The organism is Pseudoalteromonas sp. BZB3, assembly GCF_040104455.1.
In the GTDB taxonomy this organism is placed as follows: domain Bacteria; phylum Pseudomonadota; class Gammaproteobacteria; order Enterobacterales; family Alteromonadaceae; genus Pseudoalteromonas.
The window spans coordinates 147,283-163,724 of sequence record NZ_JBECOS010000010.1 but is presented as its reverse complement, the minus strand read 5'-3'; the positions used below and the strand labels follow the sequence as shown (position 1 = coordinate 163,724).

The 16,442-nt window shown below is 41.2% G+C and carries 13 protein-coding genes and 1 tRNA gene; 13 read left to right on the top strand and 1 reads right to left on the bottom strand.

Annotation, left to right across the window (positions count from 1 at the left end; genetic code table 11):
* Positions 1–66 precede the first annotated feature (66 nt).
* From ABMY35_RS11090 to ABMY35_RS11040, 11 genes are all read left to right on the top strand, one after another.
* Entirely contained in the window at positions 67–786 is a 720-nt protein-coding gene (locus ABMY35_RS11090) for a molecular chaperone (protein WP_349286251.1), read from the top strand.
* 50 nt (positions 787–836) lie between these two features.
* Entirely contained in the window at positions 837–3,716 is a 2,880-nt protein-coding gene (locus ABMY35_RS11085) for a hypothetical protein (protein WP_349286250.1), read from the top strand.
* Complete coding sequence (locus tag ABMY35_RS11080) at positions 3,697–4,482, top strand: SPOR domain-containing protein (RefSeq protein ID WP_349286249.1); 786 nt, start codon at positions 3,697–3,699, stop codon at positions 4,480–4,482. The genes ABMY35_RS11085 and ABMY35_RS11080 overlap by 20 nt, the downstream gene beginning before the upstream one ends.
* Before the next feature lie 54 nt (positions 4,483–4,536).
* Positions 4,537–5,160, top strand: a complete 624-nt coding sequence (locus tag ABMY35_RS11075; protein WP_349286248.1) for a FlgO family outer membrane protein — start codon at positions 4,537–4,539, stop codon at positions 5,158–5,160.
* A 67-nt stretch (positions 5,161–5,227) separates the two neighbouring features.
* Positions 5,228–5,848, top strand: a complete 621-nt coding sequence (locus ABMY35_RS11070; RefSeq protein WP_349286467.1) for a FlgO family outer membrane protein — start codon at positions 5,228–5,230, stop codon at positions 5,846–5,848.
* 9 nt (positions 5,849–5,857) lie between these two features.
* Entirely contained in the window at positions 5,858–6,520 is a 663-nt protein-coding gene (locus ABMY35_RS11065) for a FlgO family outer membrane protein (RefSeq protein ID WP_349286247.1), read from the top strand.
* Positions 6,521–6,615: 95 nt separating this feature from the next.
* A tRNA-Arg gene (locus ABMY35_RS11060) sits at positions 6,616–6,690 on the top strand.
* A gap of 75 nt (positions 6,691–6,765) precedes the next feature.
* The gene (locus ABMY35_RS11055; RefSeq protein WP_349286246.1) at positions 6,766–7,350 is read left to right on the top strand and encodes an ATP-binding cassette domain-containing protein; all 585 of its coding nucleotides are present in this window, start codon (positions 6,766–6,768) and stop codon (positions 7,348–7,350) included.
* 5 nt (positions 7,351–7,355) lie between these two features.
* Positions 7,356–8,429: a DUF6136 family protein gene (locus ABMY35_RS11050; protein ID WP_349286245.1), complete on the top strand. Its 1,074-nt coding sequence runs from the start codon at positions 7,356–7,358 to the stop codon at positions 8,427–8,429.
* Between the two features lie 154 nt (positions 8,430–8,583).
* Entirely contained in the window at positions 8,584–11,040 is a 2,457-nt protein-coding gene (locus ABMY35_RS11045; RefSeq protein ID WP_349286244.1) for a TonB-dependent receptor, read from the top strand.
* Between the two features lie 79 nt (positions 11,041–11,119).
* On the top strand, positions 11,120–11,509 hold the full coding sequence (locus tag ABMY35_RS11040; protein ID WP_130255750.1) for a MerC domain-containing protein: 390 nt from the start codon (positions 11,120–11,122) through the stop codon (positions 11,507–11,509).
* A gap of 84 nt (positions 11,510–11,593) precedes the next feature.
* On the opposite strand, the gene fadE is transcribed toward ABMY35_RS11040, so the two are convergent.
* Positions 11,594–14,044, bottom strand: coding sequence for an acyl-CoA dehydrogenase FadE (gene fadE, locus ABMY35_RS11035; RefSeq protein WP_349286243.1), 2,451 nt, complete (start codon positions 14,042–14,044; stop codon positions 11,594–11,596).
* Between the two features lie 215 nt (positions 14,045–14,259).
* On the opposite strand from fadE, the gene ABMY35_RS11030 reads away from it, so the two are divergent.
* Positions 14,260–15,384 carry a 4-phosphoerythronate dehydrogenase gene (locus ABMY35_RS11030; protein ID WP_349286242.1) on the top strand — a complete coding sequence of 375 codons (1,125 nt, stop codon included), beginning with the start codon at positions 14,260–14,262 and terminating at the stop codon, positions 15,382–15,384.
* A gap of 11 nt (positions 15,385–15,395) precedes the next feature.
* On the top strand, positions 15,396–16,412 hold the full coding sequence (locus tag ABMY35_RS11025; RefSeq protein WP_349286241.1) for an aspartate-semialdehyde dehydrogenase: 1,017 nt from the start codon (positions 15,396–15,398) through the stop codon (positions 16,410–16,412).
* The last annotated feature ends 30 nt before the right edge of the window (positions 16,413–16,442 follow it).

The window sequence follows — 16,442 nt, the reverse complement described above, 5'->3', positions numbered from 1 at the left end:
TACCTTTCTGTTTTATTTATATTTTTAGCATGCCTTTCATCTTCGTTTGCTGCGAGTGCAAATATTTTGATTTCACCCACCAGAGTCGCTTTCGAAGAAAGACAAAGAGCAGAGCGATTAATAGTGGTGAATAACTCAGATAAAGTGCAGAGCTACCGATTATCTTGGCAAGAAAGAGCTGCTTTGCCTGAAGGAGGGTATAAAAACTTAGAAGGCATCCATGATAAATCTTTAAGTTCAATGGTGAGAATGAGCCCAAGCCAAATACGCTTAGCACCAGGTCAAAAACAAATTATTAAACTCTCAGTGCGACGAACTAAAACACTCGCGCCGGGAGAATACCGCTCTCACTTATTATTGAGTGCCTTACCTCTTGAGCAGACATCTGCGGGTGTAAAGGGCATTAATATAGACATACAAGTTAATTATTCATTACCCATTATTTTACGAGTCGGAAGAGAAACACCTGTTGTTTCATTGGCAGGGCTTGACCTTAAGCGAGCAGAAGAAAACGATACACTTAAAATCTCAATGGTAAAGCAAGGTCACTTTAGCAGCTTTGGAAAGGTCGAGGCTTTTTTTACACCAAGCGGGAAAGCTGAAAAACAGCGAATTGGAATCATTGAAAATTACAGTATCCATTCAGAGCTTGAGCGGGCTTTATTACCAATGACACTCCTTGATGGATATCGTTTATCTGGTGCTGGCAAACTTACGCTTAAGTACTCAGGACAAAAAGAATATCAGGGAGAGGTATTTTTCGAACAGCAAATTGATATTAACTAATCATCGTCTCTTTCGTGCGCTTTTACTTGCCTTATCTCAGTATCCTGTTATTGGCTTCTTCTGTTATATCAGTTGAGGCTTCGACTGATGTACGCTCAGTGATCAAGTTACTGAGCTCTATACAAAATACCTTATCGGATGCAAAGAACACCAAGACAAGCAAACAAATAGATGCCCAATCAGGAGAGCATATCCCTGTCGGTGAAGTGCTGTTTTTATCAGCAAATTTAAACCAAAACTATATTGGCGAGCTAACGGCAATTAAAAACCCGCATGCGTATTATGTTGAGCTAGAGAGCTTTATAGATTTATTTTCTCTGCCAATATCTTATACAAACAATAAAGCTGAAGGCTGGTTTAAAGATCCTGATAATCGTTTTTTACTTGACGCTGAATCATATCAGTTAGTGCTTAATAGTGAAAAGCAACAGCTTGGGCAGACCGCACTGTTGTTTGAGGGTGGGTCACTTTATGTTGATATTCGCCAGTTACAAACATGGTTTGATTTTGAATTAAGCACAGACTATGTTCAGCAGTCTTTAACAATCCAAGGTAAAGGCTATTTTCCTGTTGAACAAGCACTAGCCAGACAAGCTCAGCAAATTAACACTACGTCTTCGCAAGGTGGTGCTTTATTTCCAGAGGTTGAAAGCAGTTACCAAGCCTTATCTACTCCTTTATTCGATTTAAATACCCGCTACAGATTTTCTGATAATGATCATTTATTAAGTTATGCACTGACGGGGTCAAACGAATTAGCTTATTTACGGTCGGAATATTTCTTATCTGGAGAGAGCGGAGATCTAATTCAAGACTCAAGGCTTACCTTTAGTCGTCAATCTCCCCAAGGTGCACTTTTTGGTTTGAGTGCTAGTGAGATTAAGTTTGGTGATATTCAACCTATTTTATTTGGCGAGCGCGCAATTGGTAGTTTATCGCAAGGGGTGAGCTTAACTAATGCTCCGCTGCTAGCTAAAACGAGCTCAGGGCGTGTGTCAATTAATGGAGTTGCAGACGATGGCTGGGACATAGAGCTGTATCAGAATGGCATCTTGATAGATCAAAAACTCGATATTCAAGCTGGGATATTTTTTTTCGACAATATTGAACTACTGTTCGGTGAAAATATTTTTGAAGTCGTTAAGTATGGGACCGAAGGCCAAGTTGAAAAATACACTGAGCGCTATTTCAGTGAGGGTGTCGAACAGGTAGGGCAAAGCACCTATGCTATTTCAATCAATAGAGATGGCAAGCGTGTTTTAAGTGATACACAAAATGGTTTTGATGTTGGTGAAGTCAGGCTCTCAGGTCGATTTGAACATGTTTTCTCTCATCAACTAAGTGCCTATGTCGGGGCTTCAAGATTTACCGAAGAGGCTAATGCAACTCAGGAATTCGCGTCAGGGTTAAGTTATAAACCTAATGGAAGGATGTTGTTCAACTTGTCACATCAAGGTCGTAACTCTGAAAATTATTTGAGTGAAGCCACAGCTAGGTTGTTAGTATCAGAGCAACGTTTTAGATTCGCATTAAGCAGAGAACGTTTTTCTGAAGTCGCTGTGAATACGCTTAAAGCAACTCTGGCTGGTGATATTTATAAAAAACAGCGCACACGATTAAACTATTTAACTAGTCTTGAAGTGACAAATACGAATGGAATACGCGCATCTCGGTTGAGTCATGATCTTAACTATCGCTTTTCAAAATACGCTTTGGGCAATCAACTTGACTGGTATTGGCAGGGTACAGATGAGTATGGCTCTGGGAACTTAAACTTTAAAGCTAATTTAAGACGTTCATATGTCAGGTTTAACCTTGGTTATTATATTTACCCAGAGTTGAAAGTAAGTAATTACTCAGCTGACTTTATTCGCAACTTCAATAATACCTTAAGAGGGCAACTCAGGTTTAAGCGTGCCTTTGATTCAGGCCTCGAAAGCACCGAGCTTGGGCTTAACTTCTCTTTTGATGACTTTATTTTAAACACGTCAGCGCAATATGACAGCGATGATGATTGGCAGCTACAACTGTCTACTAGGTTTAGCTTTGGTTATAACCAAATGAATAAACAGTTTTTTGGCTCTAAGCAAAGGCTCTCAGATAAAGGCACCATTATTGTTAGAGTTTTCTTTGATGAAAATGACAATGGCATCTTTGATGACTCAGAAACGCCTTTAGAAAATGTCACAGTAAGAGCCATACAGTCGTATCGAAAAGCAAAAACAGATGAGCGGGGCGTGGCTGTTTTAGCTGGTGTTATGGCAAATCGTCGCACTGATATTGAAGTCGTCGAAACCAGTTTTTCAGATCCTTTCATGTTGCCAGCTAATGAAGGTTATTCACTTACACCCAGGGCTGGGGCAATGGAGTCATTAGATATTCCTGTCGTTTATTCCGGTGAAATTGAAGGTGTTCTATACCATGAGAATGGCAAACCGATTGTGCACACTAAGCTGCAATTAAAAGATAAGCATAAAGTAGTCGTGGCTGAAACGATATCTGAGTTTGATGGCTATTACTTGTTTACAGATCTTAGGCCAGGAGAGTACGACATCTTTGTTGATGAACATAAGTTAGAAACAAAGCAGCTAGGGTATAACACGCAAGCAAAAGTGACATTGTCACCTCGTGGTGATGTGCTTTCTGACGTTAATATTCAGCTCAAAAATTTACAGCGCTATTCAGGTTATGTTGCAGTCGTTGGTCAGTTCAATAATTTAGATATTTTGAAGGCGTACTGGCAGCTTGTGAAAAATAAATGGCGCAACATTCTGGGTGTTTCGCCGTTCTTTATAAAACAAAACGATGGTTCATGGTTGTTGTCTGTTTCATATGATTATGACGATAAAGATAAAATCACCGCACTGTGCGTAGATGCAGTAAGTAAAGGGTTACCTTGTGAGGTTAAATATGTTCAGTTCACACAATAATAAATCACAAATAAAGGCATGCTTCTTACTTTTAGTGTGTGTAATTACGCTTAATGGCTGTGCTTCAATGTCCAAAGAGCAGCAAGCAAGCTCAAACGGTCAAACAGTCACTTTAACTCAGCAGGAGTATTTGCAACTAAAAGAAATGGCTCGACAATGGCAAGAAAACAAGGCTGGCATAGACCGCTTACTCGCCTATGAGCAAACTTTGGGTGTTTTAGTGCGTGATTTAAATCGTCTTGTTGCAAATAATGATAAAGCAAACTTCACTTTGGCCGATAATAACCTACACAAGCAAGGCAAAAGTGAAGAGTCAGCGGATAAGCCAAACAGCACACTTATTTCGCAAGCGCAACGAAAAGACAAAAAAGAAGAGGTCGTTATTTCCCTCTTTAAGGTAGATAAACCGGTTCAAGAACATGCAGTGGCTTCCGCTCAGCCTGCTTTGGATACAGTTGCGACTCAGGAACCGAGCAGTAACTTATCAACTGCAAAATATTCAGTGCAGGTTGCATCGGTAAAAAGCAGAGAAAAAGCAAAACAAGTGTATGAAACATTGAGAGTAAAGCTAGCGAATTCTGACCAAGAAATACAAGAAGTGAGACTTGAGCCTAAACAAATTGGTCAGCAACAATTTTATCGACTCAAATTTGGTGCGTTTGCAACAAAAGAACAAGCGCAAGCAGTCTGTTCGCAATGGCAGAAATATCAAGTGAGTTGTTTTGTTTCACAGTTTGGCGGCCTTAATCAAAGAGATTGGCTGTAGTTTCTTGTGGCGTGATTCTTGCTGTTGCAAAGAAAAGAGTTATGCGGAGTTGTCATGCGCCTGTGTATATTAGCCCTGATCACGATATTAAGTGGCTGCCAGTTATTAAATGAGATTAAACGAGAAGAAGAACTTGCTAACCCCAAAGGAGTAGAGGGGTCTTTACCTATGGAGGTAAAGGGCATGTCTAGTTTCTCACTTCATCAATACACCAGTAACCTCGCTTCGCAGTTATATCGAGGTGAGGCGGGCAGATTGAGAAATGCCAGCATTGCCGTAATGAGCTTCACTATGGCAACTGAGTTGGGGCAAAAAACTGCCGTTCAACAAAGCAGTGGACTGAGCCAGCAAATTCAAGAAAGTCTGATAACCCAAATGACGCAATTGGGTTACAGCATGGTTGAGCATAGACTGAGTAATTCAATCACTGTCAGTGAACGTTATGAAGATATGCTGACTCGAGACCTCAATAGCCTTCGAACTCGTCAAAACATTGACTACGTGATCCTTGGTACGATCACACGACAAGAGCATGCAAACATGATTAATGCACGCTTGGTTAACGTGCTTAACGGGCAAGTGATATCAGCAGCTTTCACCGAGGTGCCGATTAATGTCATGTGGACAGACGAAAAAGTACAAATGCGCAACGACAAACTATACCGAGCAGAGTATTAATTAGGAGCAGAACATGAAAGCACTGTTAACATCATTATTAGCATTATCTGTTGTGGGCTGCGCTGCAATGCAAGAGAGTTATGAAAGTAATGCGCAAACTATCCATTCGAGCAAAGTAACGCGTAGTATTCAGTCACCTCTCAATACCAATCAGTTTTTCCAAGCAGAAGCACCGGATCAAAAGCAAATGTTTGGTGCTCACAATGGTCCTAAGAAAAATATTAACCATTATGTTCGCGGTATGATGCAAGACTTAGCGTCGAACTTAAAATATGTAAATCAAAACACGCCATTGGCTGTTGCCAGTTTTGTATTTTTGGATGATAAGTACGACGAGGGTACGCTACTGGGTAACCAGATCTCAGAAAGCTTTATGCATGAACTTTATCAATACGGCATTCCTGTTATCGACTTCAAAACAACTGGCTACATGCGCGTCACGCCAAAAGGCGATTTCGTATTCAGTCGTGATTATCTAGAACTAGATGAAGAGCAAAACTTCCAGTATGTGATGGCTGGCACTTTAGTCAATCACAAAGGGGGTGTATTAGTTAACGTCCGTGTGGTTGGCTTGCAAAGTAAAGCTGTTGTGGGTTCAGCCCAAGGTTTAATTCCTCAAGCCGTATTAGATGCGCTAGGAAGTAGCGAGCGCACTGACGGTATTATGCTGAAATCGAGCGCGCGATAGGGGACCCTTATGAAATCTCTCATTTTGCTTTCAGTGCCAATTGCATCACTTATGTTATCTGGCTGCAGTTTATTAATGGGACAGCCAACCATGAGCCAATCTGTGGTTGTGATGAATGAGCAGTCAATGGTCATTGATGAGATGACTGCTCAAATGCAGCCTGAGCCTGAACTCGAAGAAATGCAGCAAACCAAGCCCGATTATGTGCCGATGAACCATTTTGTAAAACTCGACAATTATGTGGAGCAGATGGCCATTGAGTTATCTGATTTACTTAGTGAAACACAGAATATGTCGACAGAGCTCGCTGTGGCTTCATTTGTACGTTTAGATGGAACATTGCAAACCAGTGATCAGTTAGGAAACCAACTTGCTGAAACATTTATGCATCAACTACATCGCTTCGGCTACCAAGTTGTCGATACTAAACTAATGGATAACGGACATATTTCTCGTACGGGTGATTACGTATTCAGCCGGAAGTCTAAAACAAAGTTTAACTCTGATGATGCTGAATACGTGCTGTCAGGCACTATGCTTTATCGTGAGAAAGGAGTGCTAGTGAATGCGCGTGTTATGTCGCTTGAAAGTAAGAAAGTCATCGCAACATCAAGTAAAATGATCCCTTGGTATGTGCTAAGGTCTGAAAACATTTTAGTGTCTTCACGATAATCTAATTTGAATTCTCGTCGCTTAAAATTTAGTTTAGTAAGCCCTGTGGGCTTGAATCTGAGCGATTAGCTATATATGATAAATATCAATGGCTTGGCCTCTTAGTTAAATGGATATAACGACCCCCTCCTAAGGGGTAGTTACAGGTTCGATTCCTGTAGAGGCTGCCAGTAAACTTCTTTTATTCTTCCCGTATCTTTATCCCGAAATATGCTACAGTCATGCTCTTCAAAAAGGAGTACCGTGTGATTGAAGTAAAAAATCTTACCAAGAGCTTTGCGAATAAAATCGTTTTTCAAAATTACTCAAGCGCTTTTAATGCAAATAAGCTGTGTATTGAAGCCGAAAATGGTTTGGGGAAAACAACATTATTTACCATTATTGCTGGCCTCGACCCTCATTACAGTGGTGACATTTTATTAGATGGCGAAAAGGTTACGCAATTACAGAATCAGGTTGCTATAGCCTCAGATAAAATCCCTTTTCCTACATTTTTAACAGCGAAACAAATATTAACGCTCACACAATCTAGTTGGCAATGTGAATGGCCAGAGCAGCTATGTGAGATGTTACATTTCAAGCAGTTTCTCGATACTAAAGTGGGTGAGCTGTCATCAGGTAATCAAAAGAAACTGCAATTAATTAATGCCATGATGCGTCACTGTGATTATTTAATTTTAGATGAGCCCAGTGCAGCGCTTGATGCCGATAGTGTAAAAGCGTTACTTGCATGGATTGAGCAATATAAAGGGCAATTAATAATTAGTTGTCATGAGCCAGAACCCTTCGTTGAAATTGGCTTCGATAAACAGCCATTGTTTGTAGAGTAAGCGTTATGAAACATTACTTTTCATACCGGCATCAGGCGTTTAGCCTCGCCATCAATGAGCTATTCAAACAGCTTCAGCAATTCGTGCTTATGCTCATGACGATGTTTTATGTATTTTTACCTGGGCTTATTGCTGGCTTATTTTTTGGCTTAGGTAAAATTGTACAAAGCAGCAGTGAAGTGGTCAGTATGCAAGTCGGTTTGGCATACTTAATTTTTCAGTCCTTATTACTCACGGTGTTAAAACCTGCGATTTTAGACCTAAAACATCGCACTTTTCATACCACATTACTTAAAAATAAGTTACCGCAAATACTGAGTGATATTGCAACTTTGGTAATGTGCCATTTATTGTTCGGTTTGAGTGTGTTCTTAATGATATCAATGGGGGCAGACAAGCTAAGCCGTGCACCACATTATATTGCATTTGCCTTTACTCAGCTTAGCTTTGCGCTTGTATTAATGTATAGACCTGCAGCAGTCATCTGGGCAAGTATGCTCGCATTTTCTGGCCTATTCGTTTTTGAATCAACTTTGGCATTCTTTTTAGCGCTAAATGCATTGCTATTAATTTCATTATATTTACCAAAACGGCTCAATTTTTCTTATCACATAACTATCACGCCTTGGTCGTTTTGGCTGAGCTATTTTAAAGATAATATTTGGTCACTCACTTGGCGCTTTACCATGAGCGGTTTAGTGTTTTGGGCGGTTTATATTATAGTAACTGAGCGCTCTGATCTTGTGCATTGGTATGCATTAGGTGGTGCGTTAATAAACCAATTATGGTGGTCAAGTTTATTTATAGAGACGAACCAGCATGTTCGAGAGCATCAACTATTTTGGAAGACTTTAAATCAGTTCACGCAAATAAAACGAACTCAGTATATGTACTTGATTGCGCTATCGAGCATGTTTACTTTACCTATGCTTAGCCTTTTTTCATCGCATTTGAGTATGTGGATGAGCTTATTGATCACGCCTTTTGTGCTGATGTTTTGTAAGAATAGGCCGCAATTTATGGCTGTGGTCTGGGCTTCATTGGCAATTAGTTTCATCATGCTAATGGTCATCTTTTAATATGAATTTATGTAATTGAACTTAAGGCCCGAAAGGGCCTTTATTGTTTTTAAATAATAATAATTCTTAAAACGGGTTTTAGCAGCTCAAGAAATAGTGTATTTTAGGTATGTTATATTGTATCAATTTTAAACCTATTCTTCTTGAGGCACTGATGTTTAAGTTATCACCCGTAATGTTGCTACTTTCAGCAGCACTTCCTTATACTGCAATTGCAAACCAAGTTTCAGGCACTGTTTTAGATAAGAATAATCAACCAGTTGCTAAAGCTAAAGTTTCTATTATGGGCAGTTTGCAAACTGTTGAAACTAATTCAAAAGGTGAATTTGTTTTAGCTGACATAAAGCCTGGAAAAGTAGAATTACATGCAGCAGCTTCTGGCTTTGCACATTTTAACTCGAGCTACGACTTAACTGAATCAGGGTTAAAAAATATAAAAGTGTCGTTGACACCTTCAGCTATTGAAGTGATTGACGTAGTTGCAAGTCCATTTCATGCATCAAACATGGAGTCAGCTACGCCAGTGAGTGTTTTATCAGGCGATGCGCTTCGTAATCAACAGTCTGCAACTTTGGGTGACAGCTTAGCCAAAGAGGTGGGTGTACATACTAATTTCCATGCTGGCGTGGCGAGCACACCAATTATCCGCGGCTTAAGTGGCTCTCGTGTTTTAATTACCCAAAATGGCTTAGATGTAAGCGATGCTTCTCGTGTTGGCCCTGATCACTCAGTGTCATCAGAAGCATCAACGGCTGAGCAAATTGAAGTACTCCGAGGCCCTGCAACCTTGTTTTACGGTAGTGGTGCAATTGGTGGTGTTGTTAACGTTGTTGATAAACGCGTACCAAGAGAAGTCGAGCAATCTGGGGAATGGCTAATAGAGCATGACTCAGTAGATAATCAGAAACTAGCATCGGTAAATATTAATGCTGGTAGCAATAATATCGCCGTGCATTTTGATGGTTTTTATAGAGAGTCAGATGACTACAAAGTACCAGTAACAGATGAGCAAGGCAGCGATAAAATTGCCAATAGTGGCGAAGAATCAAAGGGTGCTACAGCAGGTGCAAGTTATATCCTAGATAATGGGTATGTGGGTGTATCTGTTGGCAAGCTAGAACGTGAATATGGCATTCCTGGACATAGCCATGGTGATGAAGAAGTACCTGTGTTTGCTGAACTTGATCAAGACCGGATCCAGTTATTAAGTGAGCTGCAATTTACAGATAGCCTCATTGATAGCTTACACACACGTGTTGCTTACACAGATTATGAACATGCTGAAATAGAGCATGGAGTAGTGGGTACTATTTTCGCTAATGAAACAGTTGAAGCAAAGTTTGATGCACTTCATCGTGATATGAATGGCTGGCGAGGTGGCTTTAGCCTTCATTATAAGCGCAGTGATTTTTCAGCGCAGGGTGCTGAAGCATTTACACCGCCATCAGAAACTGAAACCTTGGCATTTGCTTGGATGGAAGAGCGTCATTTTGACGATGTTTTATTACAATTAGGTGCACGAGTTGAACGTGTAACTATTGATGCACCGAAAGTCATGTTGCCTGAAGTTGAGCTTCATGTGCATGATGACCACGACCACGACCACGACCACGACCACGACCACGACCACGACCACGACCACGACCACGACCATGACCATGACCATGGCGCCGAGGGTCGCGTTTTCGCAGTCGATCAAGAGTTTAATCCTGTTAGCCTGTCTGCAGGCTTAGTGTGGGACTTTAAGCCGGGCTATAACTTAGGTGTATCGGTTTCTCGCTCTCAACGTGCACCTTCCGCTGCTGAACTATTCTCATTTGGGCCTCACATCGGCACTCGTACTTTTGAAGTTGGTGCAATGTTTGATTTGCACGAAACAGAAAATGTGCACTTTGATTTTGATACAAAACAGAGTGTTGAGCTAGAAACGGCGAACAACATCGATCTAACTTTTAGAAAGCTTGAGGGAGATTTTGGTGTTGTAGTCAATGTATTCTATAACAAAGTTGATAATTACTATTATCAGACACCGACAGAATTTTTTGCGCCAAGCGGTCATGAACATCATGATCACGGTGAACATGGTGAACATGGTGAACATGGTGAACATGGTGAACACGGCCATGGCGATCATGAAGGTCATGATGAACATTCTGACGAATTACCTGTATATGTTTTCAAAACAGATGATGTCACCTTATATGGTTTCGAAGCACAATTTGCTTGGCAAGTAACGAACGAGCTAAAAACTGAGTTCTTCACTGATTATGTGAATGCGAGTTTAGATAAAGGTGGTGATTTACCTATGATCCCACCACTGCGTTTTGGCACTAAATTTAACTATCAGACAGGTCAATTCAGTGCAAACCTAGACGTTATTCGCTATCAAAAGCAAGATAAGATTGCCTATCTTGAGACAGCCACAGATGGATACACTATGGTTGATGCGTCTATTGCCTACCATTTGCCTGTTGGTGATCATGAAGTTACTTTCTATGCAAAAGGTCACAACCTGACAGACACAGAAGCGAGAGTGCATAGCTCATTCTTGAAAGAGTTAGCGCCACGACCTGGCAGAAGTTTCGCTCTGGGTGTTAGAGGCGTCTTTTAAGTAAACTATCGATTGCGGTACCTAGTGTAAACTCAACAGCTAGGTATCGTTTTTAGACAATAGGACAAGGCAATACATAATGAGAGATTTAACCAGTAAGTTAGACAAGTTTGCGATCAGTTTTTCTGCACTCTGTGTGGTGCATTGCTTGCTACTTCCTCTAATTACGGCACTTTTACCGGCAGTGAGCGCGATGTTTTTCAGTGACGAATCGTTTCATCGTTGGTTACTTTTGGGGGTTTTACTGACTAGCTTAGGAGGCCTTACTTTAGGGTGTAAAAAGCACAAGCAGTGGCAGCTATTTGGATATGGTTCTTTAGGTATAACTGTCCTTTTATTTGCTGCTTTTTTTGCACACGATTTAATGCCTGCAGAAGGCGAGAAGTTACTAACTATTTTTGGCAGTTTAATCGTCGCTTTCAGTCATTATAAAAACTTTAATGCGTGCCAAACTGGAAAGTGTCACTAATCTGAAATCAGACCTACAAGTAAACGAAGAATTAAATATAAAAAACGCCAGCATTTGCTGGCGTTTTTTATATTAGTAGCAAACTTATGCTGCGCTTGAGTTCGTCTCAGTCACGCGAGCTTTGCCAGCTAAAAGGTCAGCTGGGTCAAAGTCATCTACGTTAATAACTGCAAGACGTTTAACTTCAACAGCTGCAAGCTTGTCAGCTTCATTTTTAGAGATAATACCTGCTTCAAGTGCATCTGCAGCCACTTTGTCTAATTGCATGAATGGTATTTTCTGACCTTTTGCACGACAAATCTTATCGAACAATGGCTCAATATCTAAGATATCTTTGAGCGTTTGTTCTTGTTTGCCAATAAGGTTTAACGGTTCATCAGTTGTGTAGATGTGTGCTGCTAAACGATTACGAGCATTATTTGGTGTTTGCAGTAAATGCGCTATTTTTTGCTCCAGTTTATCAGTCGGCTTGCGAACAGGGCGACCGAATGGGAATAGCATTAATTTAAGCGCGAAACGCAATGGTGCAAATGGCATATTGTTGATTAGATCTGCCAATGCACGCTGACATAGATATAGGTGTTCTTGACAGCTCCACTGTACAAACGGAAGATCTTCGATTTGACGGCCTTCATCGTTATAGCGCTTAAGCGTCGCAGACACTAGATATAGATAGCTGAGTAAGTCACCCAAACGTGCAGAAATACGTTCTTTGCGTTTTAGTGAGCCACCAAATACCGCCATGCAGATGTCAGACATAAAGGCTAAAGCCGCACTGAAGCGTGCTGCGTTACGATAGTAATCAGCTGTTTCGTCATTGAAAGGTACTTTCGTAAAACGAGCACCAGTTAATGCAAGCCACTTAGTTCGCACAAGGTTCGAAATAGTGAAACCAATATGGCCCATTAGCGACTTATCAAAGCTGTTAAGCGCTTCGCGTTTGTCTTCCATTGATACCGCATTTAGCTCAGCAAGTACGAATGGGTGGCAGCGAATAGCACCTTGACCATAAATGATCATATTACGAGTAAGAATATTTGCACCTTCAACGGTAATCGCAATTGGGGCGCCTTGGTAGCCACGGCCTAAATAGTTGTTAGGGCCTAAACAGATACCTTTACCACCATGGATGTCCATCGCATGCTTGGTAGAGTCGCGCATCTGCTCAGTTAAATGGTACTTAAGAATAGCTGAAACAACAGATGGCTTTTCACCTAAGTCGACAGCACCTGTCGACATTGTAACTGCAGCGTCAGTGCTGTAGGCATAACCACCTAATTTAGCCAATGCTTCTTCGATACCTTCCATCTTACCGATTGGTAATTTGAACTGGCGACGAATACGGCTATATGCACCACTTGCAAGTGCCAACGACTTGATACCACCTGTAGAGTTTGAAGGCAGTGTGATAACACGTCCCACAGATAAACATTCAACCAGCATGCGCCAGCCCTGACCAGCCATTTTTGCGCCACCAATGATGTAGTCGATAGGCACGAAAATATCTTCACCTTGCGTTGGACCATTTTGGAATGGCACGTTTAGTGGGAAGTGGCGACGACCAATTTTAACACCTGGTGTGTTAGTTGGGATCAGCGCACACGTAATACCAGGCTCTTTGTCATCACCCAGTAAACCATCAGGGTCACGTAGTTTAAACGCTAGACCTAATACAGTCGCAACAGGGGCAAGCGTGATGTAACGCTTATTCCAGGTTAAACGAATACCTAGCGTTTCTTCGCCGTTCCATTCGCCTTTACAAACCACACCGAAATCAGGAATTGAAGAGGCGTCAGAACCTGCTTCAGGAGACGTTAATGCGAAACATGGAATTTCATCACCTTTGGCAAGGCGAGGTAGATAATGGTCTTTCTGCTCTTGCGTACCATAGTGCTGTAGTAGCTCACCCGGACCTAACGAGTTTGGTACACCAACGATTGAAGATAGAAGAGTCGATTTACTGGTTAGCTTTTGTAGCACACAAGATTGCGCATAAGCTGAAAATTCAAGACCGCCATATTGCTTCTTGATAATCATCGCGAAGAATTTGTTGTCTTTTAAATATTGCCAAACGTCTTCTGGTAGATCTGTTAATTCGTGCGTTGCTTTCCAATCGTCAAGCATTGCACATACTTCTTCTACCGGGCCGTCTAAGAAAGCTTGTTCTTCAGGCGTTAAACGAGGCTTAGGGTATTGATGAAGCTTACGCCAGTCTGGGTTACCGCAGAATAAGTCTGCTTCCCACCAAGTAGTACCCGCATCGATTGCTGACTTCTCGGTTTCTGACATAGTTGGTGTGACCTTTTTAAATGCTTTGAAAAGCGGGCCACTGATATACTGTTGACGAATATTACTTAGTGATAAAGGCAATACGATGGCTAAGAAAATAAGCCAAGATAAAGCACCAAATGCACCAGCAATAGTACCGACTAGCAAGGTTGCCCCAGCTACCGCTACGCAGCTATGCCAGCTAGCTCTGTGATAGCTAGCGACACTGAGTAGCGCGATTAAAATTAATACAAAAATCAGAGTCATATTGTTTTCCTTGTTATGGTGGTCTGACCACTAAGCTTTAGACTAGCTCTAACTGCTAATGATTGCAAGTCATCTGATGAGTTTGAAATTTGCACGATTTAACAGTTTTGTCCAGTTATCTGGCCAATAAAAACTGTCTAATCAAAGTCACTGAGTCGCAATTTATTGATACCGCGGTTACAATGCGCTTTTGCAGTTACCACGGAAAAAAATAGATGAAAATTTTGGCAGATCAAAATATGCCTTTAGTTGAGGAATATTTTGCTGATTTAGGCAGTGTAACGAGATTTGATGGGCGCAATGCCAAGCCGGAACAAATCGAAGACGTTGATATCTTATTGACTCGCTCGGTAACAAAAGTTAACGCTGAGCTATTACAGTATGCTAGAAAGCTAAAATTTGTGGGTACTGCAACCATAGGTATCGATCATATTGATACTGAATTACTTGATGACAAGGAAGTAGCATTTAGCAGCGCGCCAGGCTGTAATGCCATTGCTGTGGCAGAGTACGTGATCAGTGCGCTTTATGCCTATGCACAAGAAACATCAACAAGCTTGCAAGGTAAAACGCTAGGGATTGTCGGAGTAGGCAACATTGGTCAGTGTTTACGTGAAAAACTGCAAGGCAGTGGCATCAATTTATTGTTGTGTGACCCAATTAAATTTGAAAATGGTGAACTTGAAGAACACATTGAGCTAGACGATCTATTAGCGCAATCTGACATAGTGTCATTTCATGTGCCATTAGTTAAAACAGGTAAACATAAAACCTTGCATTTAATTGATTCAGCGCGTATTGCAAAATTAAAAGAGAATATGCTGGTCATTAATGCCTGCCGAGGCGAAGTCATCGACAACCAAGCACTTCTTGAAAGCATGCAAGCTGGAAAGCAGTTGGAGCTAGTGTTAGATGTATGGGAAAACGAACCAAACATTTTAACTGAGTTATTGCCTTTTGTACGTTACAGCAGTGTGCATATCGCAGGACACACCCTTGAGGGCAAGGCACGTGGTACGCAAATGCTGTATCAAAAAGTGTGTGGTCTATTAAATATTCCAGCAGAGAAACAGTTAAGTGACTTTTTACCAAAACCTGTGTTCACAGAAGTCACATTACAAGATAATTTTACCCAAGGCGACTTAGGTCGACTTGTTCATCTGGTTTACGATCTTAGACGAGATGATGGCATTTTAAGAAAGTCACTGTCAGAGAAGGGTTTTGATCACCTTCGTAAGTCTTATCCAGTAAGACGAGAATTCAGCACAGTAACAGTAAAAAATAATGGTAGTCAGTTTGCGGAACAACTCGCAACACTTGGTTTTACAGTTTCAGAATAGGATGAGGTCAAATGTCTCAGAAATTTAATGTCGCCGTGCTTGGCGCAACAGGCCTTGTTGGTCGTCAAATCATCGAAACATTAGCAGAACGTAAGTTTCCAGTTGATCAGCTTTTCCCACTTGCAAGCAGTAGAAGTGCGGGTGAAGAAATTGACTTTAATGGCGAAAAAGTGACGGTTTTAGATGTAGAAGAGTTTGATTTTTCGAACGCACATATTGGTTTATTCTCTGCAGGTGGCAGCGTATCTGAAAAATATGCACCCATCGCCGCAGAAGCGGGCTGTGTTGTAATCGACAATACCTCACATTTTAGATACGACTATGACGTTCCATTGATTGTGCCTGAAGTAAACGCACATAACTTGGCAGACTTCAGAAATCGCAACATTATTGCTAACCCTAACTGTTCTACAATTCAAATGCTGGTGGCACTTAAGCCTATATACGATGCTTATGGAATTGACCGTATCAATGTATCTACTTACCAAGCGGTTTCTGGTGCTGGTAAAGAAGCGGTTGATGAGCTGGCAAAGCAAACAGCTAACCTAATGAATGCACGTCCGATGGAAAACGACATTTTCCCTAAGCAAATTGCGTTTAACGTGATCCCACAAATCGATGCTTTCCAAGAAAATGGCTATACCAAAGAAGAAATGAAAATGGTGTGGGAGACGCAAAAGATTCTAGGTGACAGTTCGGTAATGGTGAACCCAACAGCTGTACGTGTGCCAGTGTTCTTTGGTCATGCAGAAGCCATTCATTTAGAAACGCGCATACCATATGACTTAGAGCAGGTTAAGCAGTTACTTAACGATGCTCCAGGTGTTGAACTCATTGAAGACGAAAGCGATTACCCAACGCCTGTTTCAGACGCTAGCGGTAATGATACTGTGTATGTTGGTCGTTTACGCGCTGATATATCTCACCCACATGGTTTAAACCTATGGGTGGTTTCTGATAACACTCGCAAGGGTGCAGCGACTAACAGCGTGCAAATAGCTGAAGAGTTAGTAAATAACTATCTTTAATTCGCAATGACAAAACCCTGCTTCGGCAGG

Bases quoted from the DNA above. Each gene is read 5' to 3' on its own strand.
- ABMY35_RS11080 (WP_349286249.1), top strand. From the start codon at position 3,697: ATGTTCAGTTCACACAATAATAAATCACAAATAAAGGCATGCTTCTTA.
- ABMY35_RS11040 (WP_130255750.1), top strand. From the start codon at position 11,120: ATGAGAGATTTAACCAGTAAGTTAGACAAGTTTGCGATCAGTTTTTCT.
- ABMY35_RS11025 (WP_349286241.1), top strand. From the start codon at position 15,396: ATGTCTCAGAAATTTAATGTCGCCGTGCTTGGCGCAACAGGCCTTGTT.
- ABMY35_RS11045 (WP_349286244.1), top strand. From the start codon at position 8,584: ATGTTTAAGTTATCACCCGTAATGTTGCTACTTTCAGCAGCACTTCCT.
- ABMY35_RS11050 (WP_349286245.1), top strand. From the start codon at position 7,356: ATGAAACATTACTTTTCATACCGGCATCAGGCGTTTAGCCTCGCCATC.
- ABMY35_RS11065 (WP_349286247.1), top strand. From the start codon at position 5,858: ATGAAATCTCTCATTTTGCTTTCAGTGCCAATTGCATCACTTATGTTA.
- ABMY35_RS11075 (WP_349286248.1), top strand. From the start codon at position 4,537: ATGCGCCTGTGTATATTAGCCCTGATCACGATATTAAGTGGCTGCCAG.
- ABMY35_RS11030 (WP_349286242.1), top strand. From the start codon at position 14,260: ATGAAAATTTTGGCAGATCAAAATATGCCTTTAGTTGAGGAATATTTT.
- ABMY35_RS11070 (WP_349286467.1), top strand. From the start codon at position 5,228: ATGCAAGAGAGTTATGAAAGTAATGCGCAAACTATCCATTCGAGCAAA.
- fadE (WP_349286243.1), bottom strand. From the start codon at position 14,044: ATGACTCTGATTTTTGTATTAATTTTAATCGCGCTACTCAGTGTCGCT.